The organism is Burkholderia savannae, from assembly GCF_001524445.2.
In the GTDB taxonomy this organism is placed as follows: domain Bacteria; phylum Pseudomonadota; class Gammaproteobacteria; order Burkholderiales; family Burkholderiaceae; genus Burkholderia; species Burkholderia savannae.
This window is the reverse complement of the sequence record NZ_CP013417.1, coordinates 217,552-234,727: the sequence shown is the minus strand read 5'-3', so window position 1 is coordinate 234,727 and position 17,176 is coordinate 217,552. Positions and strand designations below refer to the sequence as shown.

General features: G+C 62.6%; 28 protein-coding genes. All 28 read left to right on the top strand.

Features of this window, described 5'->3' with window-relative positions; all coding sequences use genetic code 11:
• The first annotated feature begins 12 nt into the window (after positions 1-12).
• The 28 genes from WS78_RS01305 to WS78_RS01175 all read left to right on the top strand — a co-directional run bounded on the left by WS78_RS01305 (position 13) and on the right by WS78_RS01175 (position 17,070).
• On the top strand, positions 13-759 hold the full coding sequence (locus tag WS78_RS01305; RefSeq protein ID WP_038730309.1) for an AAA family ATPase: 747 nt from the start codon (positions 13-15) through the stop codon (positions 757-759).
• Positions 760-766: 7 nt separating this feature from the next.
• On the top strand, positions 767-997 hold the full coding sequence (locus WS78_RS01300; RefSeq protein WP_017880484.1) for a hypothetical protein: 231 nt from the start codon (positions 767-769) through the stop codon (positions 995-997).
• Positions 990-1,616: an IclR family transcriptional regulator gene (locus tag WS78_RS01295; RefSeq protein WP_038719151.1), complete on the top strand. Its 627-nt coding sequence runs from the start codon at positions 990-992 to the stop codon at positions 1,614-1,616. Before WS78_RS01300 ends, WS78_RS01295 begins: the two co-directional genes overlap by 8 nt.
• The gene (locus WS78_RS01290) at positions 1,603-1,935 is read left to right on the top strand and encodes a helix-turn-helix domain-containing protein (protein ID WP_059582586.1); all 333 of its coding nucleotides are present in this window, start codon (positions 1,603-1,605) and stop codon (positions 1,933-1,935) included. The genes WS78_RS01295 and WS78_RS01290 overlap by 14 nt, the downstream gene beginning before the upstream one ends.
• Positions 1,932-2,240, top strand: a complete 309-nt coding sequence (locus WS78_RS01285) for a hypothetical protein (RefSeq protein ID WP_226377135.1) — start codon at positions 1,932-1,934, stop codon at positions 2,238-2,240. Before WS78_RS01290 ends, WS78_RS01285 begins: the two co-directional genes overlap by 4 nt.
• Before the next feature lie 54 nt (positions 2,241-2,294).
• The gene (locus WS78_RS01280; protein WP_080109822.1) at positions 2,295-2,612 is read left to right on the top strand and encodes a hypothetical protein; all 318 of its coding nucleotides are present in this window, start codon (positions 2,295-2,297) and stop codon (positions 2,610-2,612) included.
• 11 nt (positions 2,613-2,623) lie between these two features.
• Positions 2,624-3,061, top strand: coding sequence for a hypothetical protein (locus WS78_RS01275; RefSeq protein WP_038719153.1), 438 nt, complete (start codon positions 2,624-2,626; stop codon positions 3,059-3,061).
• On the top strand, positions 3,058-3,363 hold the full coding sequence (locus WS78_RS01270) for a hypothetical protein (RefSeq protein ID WP_059582595.1): 306 nt from the start codon (positions 3,058-3,060) through the stop codon (positions 3,361-3,363). The genes WS78_RS01275 and WS78_RS01270 overlap by 4 nt, the downstream gene beginning before the upstream one ends.
• A 33-nt stretch (positions 3,364-3,396) precedes the next feature.
• The gene (locus WS78_RS01265; protein WP_017880478.1) at positions 3,397-4,014 is read left to right on the top strand and encodes a DUF3164 family protein; all 618 of its coding nucleotides are present in this window, start codon (positions 3,397-3,399) and stop codon (positions 4,012-4,014) included.
• Positions 4,015-4,027: 13 nt separating this feature from the next.
• A complete protein-coding gene (locus tag WS78_RS01260; RefSeq protein ID WP_059582598.1) occupies positions 4,028-4,585 on the top strand; it encodes a hypothetical protein in 558 nt (185 codons plus the stop codon).
• Positions 4,586-4,594: 9 nt separating this feature from the next.
• Positions 4,595-5,053, top strand: a complete 459-nt coding sequence (locus WS78_RS01255; protein WP_156432295.1) for a hypothetical protein — start codon at positions 4,595-4,597, stop codon at positions 5,051-5,053.
• Positions 5,054-5,131: 78 nt separating this feature from the next.
• Entirely contained in the window at positions 5,132-5,530 is a 399-nt protein-coding gene (locus tag WS78_RS01250; protein WP_063889469.1) for a gp16 family protein, read from the top strand.
• The gene (locus WS78_RS01245) at positions 5,527-5,961 is read left to right on the top strand and encodes a Mor transcription activator family protein (protein ID WP_038748601.1); all 435 of its coding nucleotides are present in this window, start codon (positions 5,527-5,529) and stop codon (positions 5,959-5,961) included. The genes WS78_RS01250 and WS78_RS01245 overlap by 4 nt, the downstream gene beginning before the upstream one ends.
• Positions 5,962-6,088: 127 nt before the next feature.
• Positions 6,089-6,577, top strand: coding sequence for a lysozyme (locus WS78_RS01240; protein ID WP_017880473.1), 489 nt, complete (start codon positions 6,089-6,091; stop codon positions 6,575-6,577).
• A 4-nt stretch (positions 6,578-6,581) separates the two neighbouring features.
• Complete coding sequence (locus tag WS78_RS01235; RefSeq protein WP_038748602.1) at positions 6,582-6,827, top strand: hypothetical protein; 246 nt, start codon at positions 6,582-6,584, stop codon at positions 6,825-6,827.
• Positions 6,808-7,428, top strand: a complete 621-nt coding sequence (locus WS78_RS01230) for a hypothetical protein (protein WP_038748603.1) — start codon at positions 6,808-6,810, stop codon at positions 7,426-7,428. The genes WS78_RS01235 and WS78_RS01230 overlap by 20 nt, the downstream gene beginning before the upstream one ends.
• Positions 7,429-7,662 (top strand): TraR/DksA C4-type zinc finger protein, encoded by a 234-nt coding sequence (locus tag WS78_RS01225; RefSeq protein WP_082717426.1) that lies wholly within the window; start codon positions 7,429-7,431, stop codon positions 7,660-7,662.
• Positions 7,653-7,955: a hypothetical protein gene (locus WS78_RS01220; protein ID WP_226377188.1), complete on the top strand. Its 303-nt coding sequence runs from the start codon at positions 7,653-7,655 to the stop codon at positions 7,953-7,955. The genes WS78_RS01225 and WS78_RS01220 overlap by 10 nt, the downstream gene beginning before the upstream one ends.
• Entirely contained in the window at positions 7,952-8,161 is a 210-nt protein-coding gene (locus WS78_RS01215) for a hypothetical protein (protein ID WP_017880468.1), read from the top strand. Before WS78_RS01220 ends, WS78_RS01215 begins: the two co-directional genes overlap by 4 nt.
• Positions 8,162-8,166: 5 nt before the next feature.
• Positions 8,167-8,664, top strand: coding sequence for a DUF1804 family protein (locus tag WS78_RS01210; protein ID WP_059583899.1), 498 nt, complete (start codon positions 8,167-8,169; stop codon positions 8,662-8,664).
• A 9-nt stretch (positions 8,665-8,673) separates the two neighbouring features.
• The gene (locus WS78_RS35455) at positions 8,674-8,871 is read left to right on the top strand and encodes a hypothetical protein (RefSeq protein ID WP_156437474.1); all 198 of its coding nucleotides are present in this window, start codon (positions 8,674-8,676) and stop codon (positions 8,869-8,871) included.
• A gap of 1 nt (position 8,872) precedes the next feature.
• Positions 8,873-10,660, top strand: coding sequence for a hypothetical protein (locus tag WS78_RS01205; protein WP_085701499.1), 1,788 nt, complete (start codon positions 8,873-8,875; stop codon positions 10,658-10,660).
• Between the two features lie 11 nt (positions 10,661-10,671).
• The gene (locus WS78_RS01200; protein WP_226377187.1) at positions 10,672-12,261 is read left to right on the top strand and encodes a DUF935 domain-containing protein; all 1,590 of its coding nucleotides are present in this window, start codon (positions 10,672-10,674) and stop codon (positions 12,259-12,261) included.
• Positions 12,251-13,564 carry a PBECR2 nuclease fold domain-containing protein gene (locus WS78_RS01195; protein ID WP_059580643.1) on the top strand — a complete coding sequence of 438 codons (1,314 nt, stop codon included), beginning with the start codon at positions 12,251-12,253 and terminating at the stop codon, positions 13,562-13,564. Before WS78_RS01200 ends, WS78_RS01195 begins: the two co-directional genes overlap by 11 nt.
• Positions 13,565-13,667: 103 nt before the next feature.
• Positions 13,668-14,252, top strand: coding sequence for a phage virion morphogenesis protein (locus WS78_RS01190; protein WP_059608733.1), 585 nt, complete (start codon positions 13,668-13,670; stop codon positions 14,250-14,252).
• A 317-nt stretch (positions 14,253-14,569) separates the two neighbouring features.
• Complete coding sequence (locus WS78_RS01185) at positions 14,570-15,679, top strand: phage protease (RefSeq protein WP_038748613.1); 1,110 nt, start codon at positions 14,570-14,572, stop codon at positions 15,677-15,679.
• 42 nt (positions 15,680-15,721) lie between these two features.
• Positions 15,722-16,132: a hypothetical protein gene (locus tag WS78_RS01180; RefSeq protein WP_038748614.1), complete on the top strand. Its 411-nt coding sequence runs from the start codon at positions 15,722-15,724 to the stop codon at positions 16,130-16,132.
• 44 nt (positions 16,133-16,176) lie between these two features.
• Positions 16,177-17,070, top strand: coding sequence for a Mu-like prophage major head subunit gpT family protein (locus WS78_RS01175; RefSeq protein ID WP_059580633.1), 894 nt, complete (start codon positions 16,177-16,179; stop codon positions 17,068-17,070).
• Positions 17,071-17,176 lie beyond the last annotated feature (106 nt).

The following is a 17,176-nucleotide window of genomic DNA, read 5'->3' as shown; positions in this document are numbered from 1 at the left end:
ACAGGAGCAAGCATGACACAACTCGAATCCACGCTCAAACCGATTGTAGGCGGCGTCGCTCAAATCACCAACCTGAACCTGTGCGACATCGCGATCGAGCGAGCTGTCTCGCGCAGCGCGAACCTGCCCGGTCTCGTGTGCTTTTACGGCCCGTCCGGCTACGGCAAGAGCATGGCCGCGAACTACGTGGCGAACGCTCGCCGCGCGCGCTACGTGCAGGCGAAGTCGGTCTGGACGAAGAAGCATTTCCTGAAAGCGATCCTGTTCGAGATGGGTATCAAACCCGGCGGCACGATCCCCGAGATGGCCGATCAGGTCGCCGAAGAACTGGCCGCGTCCGGCCGGCCGCTGATCATCGACGAGATGGATCACCTGGTCGACCGCAACGCGGTCGAGCTGGTCCGCGATCTGTACGAGTCGAGCCAGGCACCGATCTTGATGATCGGCGAGGAAGCGCTGCCGATCAAACTCAAGAAGTGGGAGCGTATGCACGGCCGCGTGCTGGCCTGGGTGCCGGCACAGCCCGTCACGATCGACGACGCTCGCCAGCTCGCGACGCTGTATTGCCGACACATCACGGTTGCGGACGATCTGCTCACGCGGCTCGTCGAACTGGCGCACGGGTCCGTGCGTCGCGTCTGCGTGAATCTCGAACGCATCCAGGAGGAAGCGTTGATGGCCGGCAAGGATGCGATCGACCTCGCGCAGTGGGGCAAGCGCGAGCTGTACACCGGCGAAGCGCCGAAGCGCCGCGTGTGAGGTCGACATGATCGACCACCACATCACACCCGAAGCGAATGCCGCCGCCGATGCCGGTCGAGCGATTCAGTTCGTCGCTCGCGTGTCCGCAGTGGCACTCGCTGCACTCCTGGCCGGATTGCTGATCCCGTCGACCTGGATCGATCTGGCTACCTGGACGGTCGTCGTGCTGTTCGCTGCGCTGACTTGCATCGCGCTCGCTGCTCTGGCTGTTGTGAAGGGAGGCAAACATGGCTAGAAAACCCGCCCACCTCGAACTGACCGGCGGCAAGGGTCCGCGACAGCGTGTATGGGAAGCGATTCGCAGCCAGCGAGACGACTTCACCCCGCACAGCATCGTCCGTGCTGCCGACATCGACAAGGCGACCGTTCAGACGTATTTGCAAGCGCTGGAACGCGGCGAGTACGTCGAGCAGATCGGCGAGCGCAAGGCGATCAGTGATCGGAAGCACTATCGCCTCGTCCGCGACGTCGGTGTCGAAGCCCCGCGTCTCGATCGCAAGGGCCAGCCCGTCATGCAGTCGCGTGGCAACGAACATATGTGGCGCACGATGCGCATCATGGGCGACTTCACGCCGCGCGAGCTGGCTATGCGTGCGTCGACGCCCGACGTCGCGATCACCGACTCGACGGCGCAGTCCTACGTCAAATGCCTGTCGCATGCCGGCTACCTGACACTCGTTGATTCGGGTCACGCATACATCCGTGGCAAGGGCGCGAAACAGGCTCGGTATCGCCTGATCGCATCGAAGTACACCGGCCCGCGCCCGCCGATGATCCAGCGCACGAAATCGGTCTACGACCCGAACCTTGGGAAGGTCGTATGGCAAGAGGAGCCGGACCATGACGCATGCTGATCCGGACTGGCTCGCCATGCTTCGCGAGGCTGTCGCCGCGACGTCGCAAACCAACGTGGCCAAGCTGCTCGACGTCTCACGAACGACCGTTTCGCTTGTCCTGTCGGGCAAATACCCCGGCAACACCGATCGCGTCGCCGCCCGCGTCCTGAAGACGTTCGGACAGGTGCAGTGCACGCATACCGGGCAGCCGATCTCGCTGACGGTATGCGTGTCCTTCGCCAATCGCCGCGCCCCGATCAATAACCCGATGGAACTGAGCCACTGGCGCACGTGCCGCAACTGCCCGCTGCGCCCCGTTAAAGGAGAGTCCAAGTGACGACGAACTGTAACGCCCTCAATTCGCCCGTGCCACCGATCAATCAGCTCATGCAGCTCACGGCACTGCGTCTTGCAGCGACGATCGAGACGCTCACCACGCAGGGCTTCACGGTCATCGGCATCGAGTTCTCGAACGGCTCGAAGCCGACGATCCAGGTGCAGAACTGCGAGGTCTGCGCCGACATGATCGCGAAAGGTGAAGCCACGTACTACCGCACGGGTGGCTCGGGCGTCTCACGTTACCGCACCGGCCAGTTCAAGGTCGGCGAGATCCGTGTGCTATGGACGGAGCGAGGACACTAAAAACAGAAGCAGCGCCTTTCCCGAAGATCATCAAACTATATTAGGAGTCCTTTTATGAAGCTACACGTTTTCACATGCTCTGACGAAGGGCGTCGTGCCCGTCGTATTGCGGTCGATGGCGACCGCATCGATTTTCCCGAATATCCGACGGAGCTGTTTGCTGCTCATGCCAATCCGGTTGCAACAACGGCGGGCGAGCCGGCATTTGTCGTGACGCACGTTGGCACAGGCTTTCGTATTGCAAGTGGCAAGACGCAAGCCGCTGCGATTTCGATGGCGAAACGTCTCATCAAAGAGAAGTCAACGGAAGAGTTCTGGCAGGGAGTTTCTGCCGCTCGCAAGCTCATCAAGGCATATCAAACCCTCTCTTGAAAGGAATGAACATGGCATCCGTACAGCAGATTCTCCAGGCCATCATCGACCACCCGGGTTCGTCCGGCGCGCAGCTCGCCGAGCAGCTCGACGTGGATGCGAAGGACATCCAGCCGCGCATCGATCCGTACATCCGCCAGGGGCGCGTGATCCGCGACAAGAAGGTCATGGATGGCTCGTCCCCGATCAATCTGTACTACCCGAGCGACGATCTTGTGCGCGAGTTCGACGGCACGAAACAGACCGTGACAAAAGCCGCGCGAAAAGCACCGGCATTTACTCCGACCGATGCCGCGCCTGGTGATTTCGTCTGCGGCTTCTCGACGGCCGGCCGCCTCACGGTAACCAAGGGACGGAAGACGATCGAGCTGACGCGCGAGGAAACGTCTCGTCTGCTCAAGTTCGTCGACTGCATCAACATCGAAGCGATCGCGGGAGCACAAGCATGACTATCCATATCACCCAAGGCCAAACCCTGACCAACCCCGAGGCATTAAGCAGTGTGGCCGAACTGCGATGCGAGTTGCGCCGCGCGAACGCAACGGTGCAGCAACTTCTGACCAAGATCGCACAGTACGACGAGATTGGTTCGCAAATGGTTGGTGCAGTGAATCACCTCCTGACGCTGCACGTTCAGGGAGATATCACTGGCCTCGCCGAATGTCTAGATGAGTATCTGTCGGAGCGGCCGCGCGTGCGAGAGAAGATCGAAGAGGCGATCGAGAGCAAGAACCTCTGGCGCATGCACTGACCGGTCAATCCATTTTCCTACCAGGAACACGCTATGACGAAGAATCAAATCCCGGTCGGCTACGTAAAAGACGCACGTGGCCGCCTCATTCCGGAATCGCTGGTCGAGCCGATCGACCAGTTGCGTGATCAAACGATCACGTCGTTGGTGGCCGAAGCCAGGCGTCTTCAGTCGGAGATGGCTGAGTTCAAGACGCGTGCATTCGGCGACATCGCTGCGTTCGTCGCAACTAGCCATGAGCAATACGGCGTCAAGGTCGGTGGCGCGAAGGGCAACATTTCGCTCATCACGTTCGACGGTCGCTACAAGATCGTGCGCCAGATCGCCGAACACCTTCAGTTCGACGAGCGCCTGCAGGCGGCGAAGGAACTGATCGACGAGTGCCTGCGCGAATGGACCGAAGGCAGTAACGACAAGGTCAAGGTGCTGATCAACGAAGCGTTCCAGGTCGACAAGGAAGGCAACGTGAACACCGGGCGCATTCTCGCGTTGCGCCGCCTCGCGATCGACGATCCGAAGTGGACCAAGGCGATGCGTGCGATCGTCGACAGCATTCGAGTGACGGGCAGCAAGCCATATATTCGGCTGTACGAGCGCGTCGACGAGACGGAAGAATATCGCGCGATCAGTCTCGATCTCGCGGCAATCTGAGAGGTACATAGCCATGTCCTACAAAGACGATTGCACCGTTAGCATCGCCTTCACGTCGCTAGATCAATCGGTCCAACCGATCATCACGATCGCCGACGACGGCCGTGTGACTATTGCCGACCACCTGACCGTCGACGACGCGGCTCGCGAGTTCTGGAATGCAGTTCTGCGCCTCAACCCGATGCTGTCACGTCCCGCACCGGCAGCGCCGGCGAACGAGCGGTCACCACGTCACATCAAAGTTGTTGCGCACGCGCGCGAGATTTGGAGCGGAGACGCCAAGCTTGCTGTTGCGATCACTGATTCTATTGCCACGGAAATCGCTGCGGCGATGAATGCCCGCGCCGCGTCCGCCAACGAGTCGGGGGCGGAAGAGGCGCTCGAGCGCGTTCTTTCGCGGACGATCGACGAGCGCGACCAGATGGAAGAGGACGGCACGCGCCTAGCCGAATCGGTCGGAAAGCTCCTCGAGGTGGATGTTGGCGAATGGTCGAGCGCTAACAATCCGATCCTCGCCGCGATCGAAGCGCTCGAATCTCGCGCTCCCGCACAGGCGGCGAAACCGGTATAGGGAGGAGCCATGTCAAAACTCTCGCGAGAAGACATCGAGAAAATCGACACGGAACTGTCGTTTCCGTATGGGTGCGTCGTGCTTCGCTGCGATGGTGACACGGTCACGATTCAGGTGCAGCGAACGAAGCCGCGTCGCTATGACTTGATGGTCTACGTGAACGGCTGGTTCCGGGGAAGCTATCTGAAGGCAGATGCGCCCGAACATCGGTTCTATCGGCCTACGAAGATCTGCGCGTACACACCATCGCAGCGCGCGAACATCGAGAAGCAATTCGGCAAGCGGAAGGCCCGGAAGTACTTCCCGGACCTGGACAAGACCGCGACGATCTTCATGCCTACATGGAGCGCACCGGGAGCGATGCTGCGCCACTTCGCTCGTGTCAACCAGTCGGTTTCGCTCGTCTCGGTTGGGGTGGTGGTTAACACGTCGGTCGATGTGACTGAATCGGATGCGGCCCATGTCTGACATCGCCGTCATCCTGGCCGGGATCGTCTTCCTGGTCTGTCTTTGCCGCAAGGAACTGCGGCGCTGGTGGAGGTCGTGATGCTGATCGCGAAAACAACGATAGCCAAAATCCACATCGCCAAACAACAGCTCGCGATGACCGACGACGAATACCGCACGGTGCTTCGCAGCATCGCCGGCGTCGGCTCGTCGAAAGACCTGACTCCGGAGGGGGCGCACAAGCTGCTGAAGCACTTCGAGCGCTGCGGCTTCAAACCGAAGCGCGATGCCGGCCGTCGACCGCACGTTGCGCAGCCGCGTGCCGCTCAGATTCGCAAGATTGAAGCGCTGCTAGCTGACGCTGGCCGTCCGTGGGATTACGTCGGCGGCATGGTGAAGCGAATCTGCAAGGTCGACGCGATCGAGTTCTGTGACGACGTGATGCTCGGCAAGCTCATCGCCGCGCTGCAATACGATGCGAAGCGGAGGTCGGCATGAAGTTCGATGGTGTCGAACACCTGTTGCCCGACGTCGTGAAGACGATCGTCAAGCTGATCGGTCTGCCGACGACGGTACGCCTGGTCGAGCAGCTCGGCGGCACGACGTTCCCGGTCGCGCTGCGCCGCTCGCGTCTCGGCGAAATCCGTTACGAGGCGCTTGCCGAGATCGTAGGCCCGGAAGCGGCCGATCAGCTTACGGCGCATTTCGGAGGTGACGTGTTGTACATTCCGCGTTGCGTGAAAGCCATGCGTGAACTGATGTATCGGAGCATTCGGGCAGAGTTCGACATGCTGACCCGCGACCATGCTGCAAACCACGCTGTCGCGCAGCTCGCACTTCGCTATCAGATGGCCGACCGACATGTTTGGCGCATCCTCAAGCGCGCCGACGCATCTGAACGCACCGTTCCCCAGGCGGAGTTGTTCTAGCGTTAGAATCCCGCCATGATTAAACGAAGCCCCGCCGCGTGCGGGGCTTTTTGTTTGCACTGACACTGATCCACTAAGGTGTCCGCTACACGCAGCCTACAGTCGTGCCATTCAATCGGAGATGGCAATGAAGCAACAACGACTGTCCCCCGCCGGCTGCAATCTGATCGAGGATTTCGAGAGCGATCGTCTCGAAGCGTACCCCGATCCTGCGACGGGTGGCGCACCCTGGACGATCGGGCGCGGCCACACCGGACCGGACGTCTACAAGGGGTTGAAGATCACGCAGGCAGTGTCCGACATGCTCTTCGCACAAGACATCCGTACACGCGGAGAGGACATCATCAATGACTTCGATCTCGAACTGACGCAAAGTCAGTTCGATGCGCTGGTGTCGTTTGTATTCAACATCGGTCCTGGCAAGCCGGGCGTCAAGGACGGCCTGGTGTATCTGCGTTCCGGTGGCTCGTCGACGCTTCTCCGGAAGCTGCGCGCGAAGGATTATGCAGGCGCGGCCGAACAGTTCCTGCTGTGGGACAAGGCAGGTGGAAAGCCGATGGCCGGACTGACGCGCCGTCGTCGCGCCGAGCGCACGCTGTTCCTGACGGCAAGCTGACTCCATGAGTCTCACCGATCTCATCACTGGCCACGACGGCAAGCTTTCGCACGCGAAGCTCTGGCCGAACATCGCGTCGGCCGTCGCGACTGGCATGTTCATCTATCAGGGCATCCGTAATCAGCTCACGTTCGATACTTGGTTGATCTATCTCGGTTGCGTTGGCGGCTATTCCGCAGTCATCCAGGCGCTCGCCGCATGGCGCGGCCGTCCCTCCAAGGAAAGGGCAAATGACGATAGCAATCTGTAAGTACGGGAAGCTGGCCGCAGGCATCGTCATTGCCGCACTGCTCGCGTCCGCCTTCGCGAAAACCTACCAGCACGGCTACAGCGTTGCGACTGCACATGGTGACAAGGCGTTGGCCGACTACCGTGCGTCCGTCGAGCATGCATCCACGTCGGCCGCGAGCGACGCATTCGGCAAGTACGCGGCCGACGTGACACGTGCGTCAGCCGTGGAGTCCGGCTATCTCACTGTTCAAACCGCCGTCGCACAGACCGCGACGGCGCTGAAGGAGCGAATCGATCATGTCGCGCAACCTCGCCGTAGCACGCCGGCCACTGCCCTGCAAACTGCGTCGCCTGTCGTTGGCTGTGTGTTCAGCCGTGGCTTTGTCCGCGTGTGGAACGACGCCGCAGGCATCGCCGACGCTGGTGATTCCGCAGTGCCGACAAGCACCGATACCGCCTCTGCTGTTGTCGGACCCGACGCCGATGCCGCCGCTGACTCCGGGGTATCACAAGCCGACGTCCTCGACTGGGTCGTCGACTACGCGACCCGCGCCCGAAACACCGAATCGAAATTGAAGGCGGTGAAGGCCGCGCTTCCGGAGCAAGAGGACAAGCAATAGATGGATGACTTTGACCACGCGAGCGACATCGAAGAACAGTACCGCGCGCTCGCGATCGCGGCGGCAACGCGACCCACTCGCAGCACTGCCAGTTCGGAAGCGTTCTGCCAGAACGATGCATGCGGCGAACCAATTCCCGAGGAACGTCGACGCGCGGTACCGGGCTGCCGATTCTGCATTGAATGCCAGGAGCGTCGTGAGCAGGTTATCAACCGGAGGTATGCGTGCAAGTGACATTCGATCCGGCCGCGATTTTTATGGGCGTCATCACGCTTCTACTCGGAGCGGTCAACCTCTTCGGCGGCGTTGTGATCCGGAGCGTCCTGAAGAAGTTGGAAGACAACGAGGCCAGGGACGCCAACATCCAGCGCGACATCGCTGCGTTCCGCGAGATGGTGGCGCGTGAATACGTCCCTCGCTCCGAGAATCAGGCCATGCGCGACGAATTCCGAGACGGTCTGCGCAGCATCGATCAAAAGCTGACTGACATCAACACCAAGCTGGACAGAAAACAGGACAAACCATGACCGAGGACGTGAAGCCGAGCGACAGCCCTGAAATGCTGCTGCTGAAGAAGATCGATGCAGGGATGAGTGAGCTGAAGAATCAGTTCGCCAACGTCGAGAAGCGCTCGATCAAATACGGGGCGGTCGCCGGTGCTGGCGCGGGTGCCGTGGCCGGTGGCATCGTCGCGATGGGTATCTCGTTTGCCCGCGCGAAGCTGGGAATTTAACGCGCATGGCCTACCCGAAGGAAGTGCGCGACAAGGTGCGTCGAGCTTTCGTGTTCGATCGTCTGTCGCTCGAAGTCGCCGCGCTAAAGAGCGGCGTCAATTCGTCGACGGCTCGGCGCTGGAAGGACGATGCGCGCGCGGCCGGTGACGATTGGGACAAGGCCCAGGCAGCGCAGCTCATCGCGGGCGGTGGCATTGAAGGCGCGGCCCGTCAGATGCTGGCCGGCCTGGTCACGCAATATCAAGCGACGATGGACGAACTGGACGGTGCGGAGATGAAGCCGGCCGACAAGGTCGCGCTGCTCGCGAGTCTCGCCGATGCGTACAACAAGACGATCAACGCATCGAAACGCATCCTGCCGGAGACGAACGAGCTGGCGATCGCGATGGGCGTCGTGCAGCGCCTGGCTACATTCATCAAGGATCGGCATCCGGAACACGTCGGCGCGTTCGCCGATGTCCTCGGCCCGTTCGGCGACGAGTTGGCCACCGCCTATGGTTGAGGTGATGACATGCTGATTAAACTGACCCGCGACAACGCGGTGAATCCTGTTCACGTCGTTAGTGCCCGTATCGAACACCGTGATCGCGATACGCGCCTCGTTGTTGAGACGGTGACCGGCAACGTGATCTATGTGACGCACAATCTGTATGACGGCGTCGATGTGTACAAGGTCTATCAGGCGCTGCTCGACGCGAAGGCGGACTGACATGGTCCAGAAGTTCACTGAGAAGGATTTCCACAAGGAAATCGCCGAGCTGCAGGCCGAGCTGCGGCGCGATATCGAGGCCCATGCAACGGGCCTCGATCCGTCGCCGGCTGCGCGCGCGGAGCGCCGCCGCCGCGTGCTCGTCGACGGCGATTACCAGTTCTTCGCCTACACGTACTTCCCGCACCACATTCGCGGTACGCCGTCGTTGTTCCAGGCGCACTTCTGTGGCCGGTTTCCGAAGCTGCTGCGCCAGGCCGGCGGCACGCGTGAATGGTGGGTCGCGCCGCGCGGCGAGGCGAAGTCGTCGATGTGCACGAAGATCGGCCCGGTGTACATCATCGTGCAGGGGCTGCTGCAGCGCGAGGAAGTCCGACGCGAGATCGGCTGGACCGGCGAGCTGCCGCCGTTCCTCGACTACGTCATCCTGCTCGGCGCGGAAACATCGCTGCCGACGAAGCTGCTCGAAGTGGTTAAAACCGAGCTGACCGCTAACGCAGCGCTTCAGCTCGACTTCCCCGAGGTGTGCGGCAAGGGACCAATGTGGAAGGTCGGCGAGTTCGTCACGAAGAACGGCGTCAAGGTCGAGCCGTTCGGTGCCGAGCAAGCGATTCGCGGGACGTTCCACGGTGCCAGCCGGCCGAAGGTGCTGATGGGCGATGATCTGATCACCGACGCCGAGGCGAAGAGTCCGACCGAGCGCCAGAACCGCTGGACGTGGCTGGAAAAGGCGATCGACTACCTCGGCCCGCCGGACGGCAGCGTGAAATACATCGGCGTCGGCACGGTGCTGGACAAGGATGATCCGATCTCGCGCGCGAAGCGCACGATCGGGCATATCGTCCACCACTTCCGCGCGATCGCGCAGATGCCGACGAACATGGATCTGTGGCAGCAGTGCGAAGCGCTGATGCTCAACGACGACAAGCCGGCGATCGAAGAGGCCGCCGCGCGTGGTGAGGCGATCGCCGACACCGATCTCCCGTCGTATCAGTTCTACCTGGAGCACCGGGCCGAGATGGACGCCGGCGCCGTCACGTCGTGGCCATCGGTGCGCACGCTGTTCTATCTGATGCGTCAGCGTGCGAAATCGCCGCGCGCGTTCGCGACCGAGATGCAGGGCGATCCGCGCACCGAAGAAGACAAGGTGTTCGGTCACATCACGTTCTGGGTGCAGCGATTGCAGTCCTGGTTGATGTTCGGCGCGTGCGATCCATCGATGGGGCAAGGCAGGAAGTCGGACCCGTCCGCGATCTTGGTCGGCGGTCTGGACATCGTCAGTCGCAAGCTGCATGTCATCCACGCGGAGATCAAGCGCCGCGTGCCGTCGAAGCTCGAAGCTGACCTGATCAAGGTTCAACGTGAATTCCGGTGCCGCGCGTTCGGCTTCGAAAACAACAATGCGTATGAATGGGCGCGACAGGATCTGATCAAGGCCGCATTGCGGGCCGGCGTGCCGTTACCGCTCGTCGGCGTCACGGCGAGCGTCGCACCCGAGTTGCGGATCGATTCATTGGAGCCGTTCGTCACGGATCGCATTACGCCATCGATTTTGTTCCACGCGACGCAAACTGCGCTGCTCGCCGAGCTGGATGAATGGCCGGAGCCGCAGGGCCATCACCACTTTGACGGCCTGACCGCGCTGCACATTCTTTGGATGATCGCGCAGTCGCGCGGCTACGGCATCACGGACGGTTACGAGGCGGTCACGTCCCGGCCGATCGAGCGCGGTGCCGATCACGATGACGACGACTATGACTATCCGCTGTCGAGCCGGCGCGGCTATTGAGGAAACTGAACATGGCTCAAATTCTTGATATGTACGGACAGCCGATCCAGCGCGAAGTGCTGTCCGAACCGCAGACGTCGAAGCTCGGCTGGATCACGCGCGATTTCGCGCAGCATCCGTCGCGGGGCCTCACGCCGAAGAAGCTGCATTCGATTCTGGAAGCCGCCGAGTATGGCGACCTGATGGCGCAGTCTGATCTGTTCGTCGACATGGAGGAACGCGACGCGCACCTGTTCGCCGAGATGAGCAAGCGCAAGCGCGCGCTGCTCACGCTCGACTGGAACATCGTCGCACCCGCGAATGCCAGCGCCGAAGAGAAAAAGCAAACCGCGCAGTTGGATGAGTGGTTCACCGACATCGCCAACTTCGACGACGTGCTATTCGATCTGATGGACGCGGTCGGCCACGGTTTCTCGGCGCAGGAGATCGAGTGGCACCAGGTCGAGAAGGTATGGCTCCCGAAAACGCTTACTCACCGGCCGCAGCGCTGGTTCCGCACGCCGCTGTACGACGGCAACGATCTGCGTCTGCGTGACAACTCGTCGGACGGCCAACCGCTCTGGCCGTTCGGATGGCTCGTGCACAAGCATCGCGCGAAGAGTGGCTATCTGACCCGTGCAGGTCTGCACCGCGTGTTGGCGTGGCCGTACCTGTTCAAGACCTATGCCGTATCGGACCTGGCCGAGTTCCTCGAAATCTACGGCTTGCCGCTGCGTGTCGGCAAGTATCCGCCGGGCTCGACGAAGGAAGAGAAAGCCACGCTGCTGCGTGCGGTCGCCGAGATCGGCCACAACGCGGCCGGCATCATCCCGGAGGGGATGATGATCGAGTTCCAGGAAGCGTCCGACGGCACGAAAGACCCGTTCGAGGCGATGATCAACTGGTGCGAGAAGAGCGTGTCGAAGGCGATCCTCGGTGGCACGCTTACGTCGCAGGCCGACGGCAAGACGTCGACGAACGCGCTCGGCAAGACGCACAACGAGGTGCGGCAGGATCTGTTGACGTCGGATGCCCGCCAGGCGCAGCGCACGCTCACGAGCCTCTGTTACATGCTGTCGGCGCTGAACTTCGGCGCATCCGACCCACGCCGCTGCCCGCGTTTCGAATTCGACACCCGCGACCCTGCGGACTTGGCGCTGTATGCCGATGCGATTCCGAAGTTCGTCGGAGCCGGAATGAAAATCGGCCGCCAGTGGGCGCAGGACAAGCTCATGATCCCGGAGCCGAAGGACGGCGAGGACATCCTCACGGTGCCGAAGCCGCAGATGGCGCTGCCGCCCGAGGAACGTGTCGACGAGCTGCCGCGTACCGCGAAGATGCGGTATCGCGCCGTGCTGCGCAACGCAGCCGGCGAGATCGTCTATCCCGATCAGGACGAACTGGATCAGACGATCGCCGCGCTGCCGGCCGACGCGATCACCGAGGCGCTGCGCGCCACGCTCGGACCGGCGATCGCGGCGCTACGTCGGGGCGCGACGCCTGACGAGGCGATCGAGATGCTGCTCGAAGCGCAGCCGGACATGGACGATACGGCGATGCAGGAGCTGCTCGCGCACTGCATCTTCGTGGCCGACGTGTGGGGGCGGCTGAATGGCGGTTGATCTGGCCTACGCGATCGGCCTCGAACCGGAGAAAGCGATCGCCTACTTCGAGTCGAAGGGCTACCAGATCGGATTCCGCTGGCAGGACGTCGCCGCCGAGGCGCACGCGAAGGCGTTCACGGTTGCCGGCGTGATGAAGGTCGACGTGCTGCAGGACATTCGCCAGGCGCTCACGACGTCGTTAAAAAAGGGCACGACGTTCGACGAGTTTAAACGGCAGCTCTCGCCGGTCCTGGAGCGTAAGGGCTGGCTCGGCCAGGGCGTAATAGTCGACCCGGACACTGGCGAGATCGAGGGCAAGCGGCTCACGCCCCGTCGCCTGCAGACGATCTTCCAGACCAACATGCAGTCGGCCTACATGGCCGGCCGCTACGCAACGCAGCTCGAGCAGGTCGACACGCATCCGTATTGGGAGTACGTCGCGGTGCTCGATAGCCGCACGCGGCCGGCGCACCGCGCGCTCGCCGGCGCGATCTACCGGTACGACGATCCGTTCTGGCTGACGTTCTATCCGCCGAACGGCTACCGGTGCCGATGCCGCGTGCGGACCCGCACGCGCGCGTATGTCGAACAGAACGGTATCCCGGTACGCGACAGCACGGGGAACATCGTCGAGGTCGAGATTGTCGATCGCTCGGGCGTGAAGCAGCCCGCGCTCGCCTATAAAGACCCGGCCACCGGTCAGAAGCTGCTGCCGGACCCGGGTTTCAGCTCGAACCCCGGCGCGCAGTGGATGAAGCCGTTCACACCGCCGCCGTCCGACAGCTTGCCGCGCACCTTCCCGTCCGGCGTCGAGCTGCCGACGTTGCCGACGCCGACCCCGGTGCCGGCGTCGACCATGCTGCCGGCCGGCCTTCCCCCGCAGCAATACGCGCAGGCGTTCCTGCGGGAGTTCGGCCTGCAGCTCGGCGAGTCGAAGGTATTCAAGGACGTCACGCGCTCGGCCGTCACGATCTCGGAGGATCTGTTCCAGGCCGGCGACGGAAGCTGGAAGGCGGACAAGGATGGGCGCGGCGCGTATATGTCGCTGCTCGCGCGGGCGATCCAGGAACCGGACGAGGTATGGCTGCGGTGGGAAGAGAGTCGCGCGCAGCCCGGGGCGTGGTTGCTCAAACGGCGCTACATCAAGTCCTGGTTGATCGACGGCCAGGCTGGCGCGCAATACGGTCTGAGCGTGTTCGAGCTGGGCCAGGACGGCTGGGCCGGGTCGACGGCCATGATGGCGAACGTCGAGCGCGGCGAGGAAGCGCGCCGTCGCTATATAGAGAAGCAGCGTGACGGCTTTCTGGCGTACCGCAAATAGAAAAGCCCGCGACGCCGACTCGTCGCGGGCCACCGTGCAGTTCCTTTGGTCGCGTCAGTCGGAAGCTTGTGCGACTGCAATCGGTATCAACAGAGTATAGCCGATGATTGAAACCCAGGTCGATGACACGCAGTACGAGGCGGCGATGGCGCGGGTGTACGCGCTGATGCAGGATGCCTCGCCGATCACGTCGCTGATCGCCGCGCTGATGCTCGACGCAGTCGAAGAGAATTTCGCGCAACAGGGGCGGCCGAAGTGGCTCGGGTTGAGTCCGAAGACGCTCAAGCGCCGCCGCGAGGAAGCCGGCACTGGCAAGATTCTGCAGCGCTCGGGCCGACTCGCGTCGAGCGTCACGTCGACGCACGACGCCACGTCCGCCCGCGTCGGCACTAATGTCGTATACGCGGCGATCCACCAGTTCGGCGGCACGATCCAGCGCCATCCCATGTCCGGCTACGTTAGATTGCGCAAGGGCCGCGACGGCATGATCATGCGCCAAGCGAACCACCCGCACCTGGCCGTGTTCGCGAAGAACGGCCACAAGCAGGTCAAGATCGTGAAATGGACCCGCAGCCAGGGCTGGACGATCAAGATTCCGGCGCGTCCGTTCTTCGTGCTGACCGAGGCGGACAATATCGGGATCGAGTCGGAGGTTTCCACCTACCTGCGCCGCCTATTCGATGCTTGAGTGGCGGCAAAAGGCCGAAATGGAAAATTAGGGCCTAGAAGCCGCTGGGATACTGTGGGGTTGCCGAGGTATAGGTCAGGACTGGCGAAGCCCGCCACGTTGTTTAAACCCCCCGTTAAAAACGATTTCTTATCGGGAGGGTGTTGAGAAAAACTGTTCGGGCTCGGGAAAACCGAAAATCGCCAGTGCGAGATACGCCCGGCGCATGAGATTTTTTCCATGCGCGCAGTATAGCGGCCCCCTCGTGGCGGATGACGGCAGGCCCAACTGACCTCTGCCAGCTCGTCAGGCCCGCTACTGGCCGCCACCATGGCGGCATGGCTACTTTCTTCATCGCGGCGCTTTCGGCGCAAATCCAATCCACCGGCACGACGCTCAAGCTGCTGCCGGCCGGCGAGTTCCGTGCGCGGGACGGCCGGCCGACCCAATGCGCAGCGTGGCGGCTCGATGCGGCTGGCGCGGAACGCCTCATCGCGGCGGCCAGCGCGCGCCAGACCCGCTATGTGATCGACTATGAGCACCAGACGCTGAACGCGGCGACGAACGGCCAGCCCGCGCCGGCCGCCGCGTGGTTCAAGACGCTGGAATGGCGTGAAGGCGATGGTCTGTACGCGACCGACGTCAAATGGACCGCTCGCGCTTCCTTGATGCTCGACGCCGACGAATACGCCTACATCTCTCCCGTGTTCGCCTTTGACAAGGCGGGCAACGTGACCGCGCTGCTCAATGCGGCGCTGACCAACGACCCCGCGCTCGACTGTCTCGACGAGGTGCAGCTCACGGCTGCCTGCTCGGCGGCGATGCACGCATTCGACTCCGCCGCGCACGCGGCGCTTTCCACTGTCCTACCTACCGAGGTTCCCAATATGGAAGAACTCCTGGAACAACTGCGCTGGCTGCTGAACATGCCGGTCGGCGCGACCGCCGATGACGTCACGGCCCAGCTCAAGAAGCTGATCGAATCGCTGTCCGGCGGCCAGGGCGTCGCGGCCGCGAGCGCCAACCTGCCGGCGTTGCTCGACGCGCAGCGCAGCCAGATCGCCACGCTCACGGCAAACCAGGCCGACCCGGCGCGCTTCGTGCCGATCGCGGTCATGACCGACCTGCGCACGCAGCTCGACGCGGCCAACGCGAAGCTCGCCGGCAACGAAGTCGAGGAACTGGTGACGGCCGCGCTGAAGAACGGCCGCCTGCTGCCTGCGCAGGAAGGCTGGGCGCGCGACCTGGGCAAGAGCAACGTCGCCGCGCTGAAGCAATTCATCTCGACCGCTCAACCGATCCAAGCGCTCGGCGGCACGCAGACGGGCGGCAACCCGCCGGCCGATGACAAAACGGGCGCTGCCGCGCTGTCGGCCGAAGAACTCGCCGTGTGTAAGGCGCTCGGCCTCGACCCTGCGACCTACAAGACGTCGCAGCCGGCCGCCTGACGGTCGCGTGGCCGCTCGTTTCACTTCCACCAGGAGATTCACATGACTGCATTGACTGCCGACCGCGACACCGTCCATCGCGCCGGCCTGCTGTTCAGCTACCCGGCCAAGAGCGGCGTGCTGTTCTTTGTCGGCGCGATCGCCGCGATCGACACGGCGACCGGCTTCGCGACCAAGGGCGCGGAATCGACCACGCTCAAGGGCGCGGGCATCGTCCAGGAGCAGATCGACAACACGGCCGGCGCGGACGGCGCGACGAACGTGACGATCCGGCGCGGCCAGTGGCGTGTCGCGAATTCGGCCGGCGCTGATCAACTCACGCTGAAGGACATCGGCTCGACCGCGTACATCGTCGACGACCAGACCGTCGCGAAGACGGACGGCGGCGGCAAGCGCTCGGTCGCCGGCACCGTGGTCGACATCGACCCGGGCGGCGTCTGGATAGCGTTCTAACGCGATCCGCTACACCCCAATCGACTACTCCATAAGGAACGCACATGGAAATCAATCGCGCCAACTTGCGCGCCCTGTTCACGGGATACAACACCGTATTCCAGCAAGCCTTCGACGGCGCGCCGTCCGACTGGAATCGCGTGGCGATGCCAGTGCCGTCGACCACTTCGCAGGAAGTCTATCCGTGGCTCGGCCAGACCACACGCTTTCGCGAGTGGATCGGCGACCGTGTTCTTCAGAACCTGACGTCCCACGATTTCTCGATCAAGAACAAATCGTTTGAGAACACAGTCACAGTCGGCCGCACCACGGTCGAGGACGATACCTACGGCATTTACAAGCCGGCTATGGCGCAGCTCGGCCTCGACGCGAAGCAGCATCCGGACGAGCTGGTGTTCGGCTTGCTCAAGCAAGGTGCGACGAAAACCTGCTACGACGGTCAATATTTTTTCGATACCGATCATCCGGTCGTGCAGGAAAACGGCACGGTCGGTTCCGTCTCGAACTTCAAGGCAGGCACTGGCCCGACCTGGTATTTGCTTGATATGACGCGCGTCGTCAAGCCGATCATCTTGCAGCAGCGCAAGCCGTACAACTTCGTGGCTATGGACCAGGAAACCGACGAAGTCGTGTTCTCGGCGAACGCGCTCCGCTACGGCGTCGACGCACGTTGCAACGTCGGCTTCGCACTTTGGCAACTCGCGTATGCATCGCAGGACGAGCTGAACGAAGACAGCTACGAGGCCGCTCGCCAGGCAATGACCAGCATGAAGGGCGACAACGGCCGCCCGCTCGGCATCCGACCGTCGCTCCTGGTCGTGCCGCCGATGTATGAGGGGCGCGGCCGGAAGATCCTCAACGCCGATGCGAACAACTACGGCGCGACCAACGTCTGGAAGGGTTCGGCCGATCTATTGGCGACGCCCTGGCTGGCATAGCAGGACACACCGGGATAACACCCCCGCGAGAGACGGCCGCGCGACGCCGATAAGCGCGGAGGAAGACCGTCCCGGAGCTGCGGCGCAATGGTGGGCTCCGGTTGGG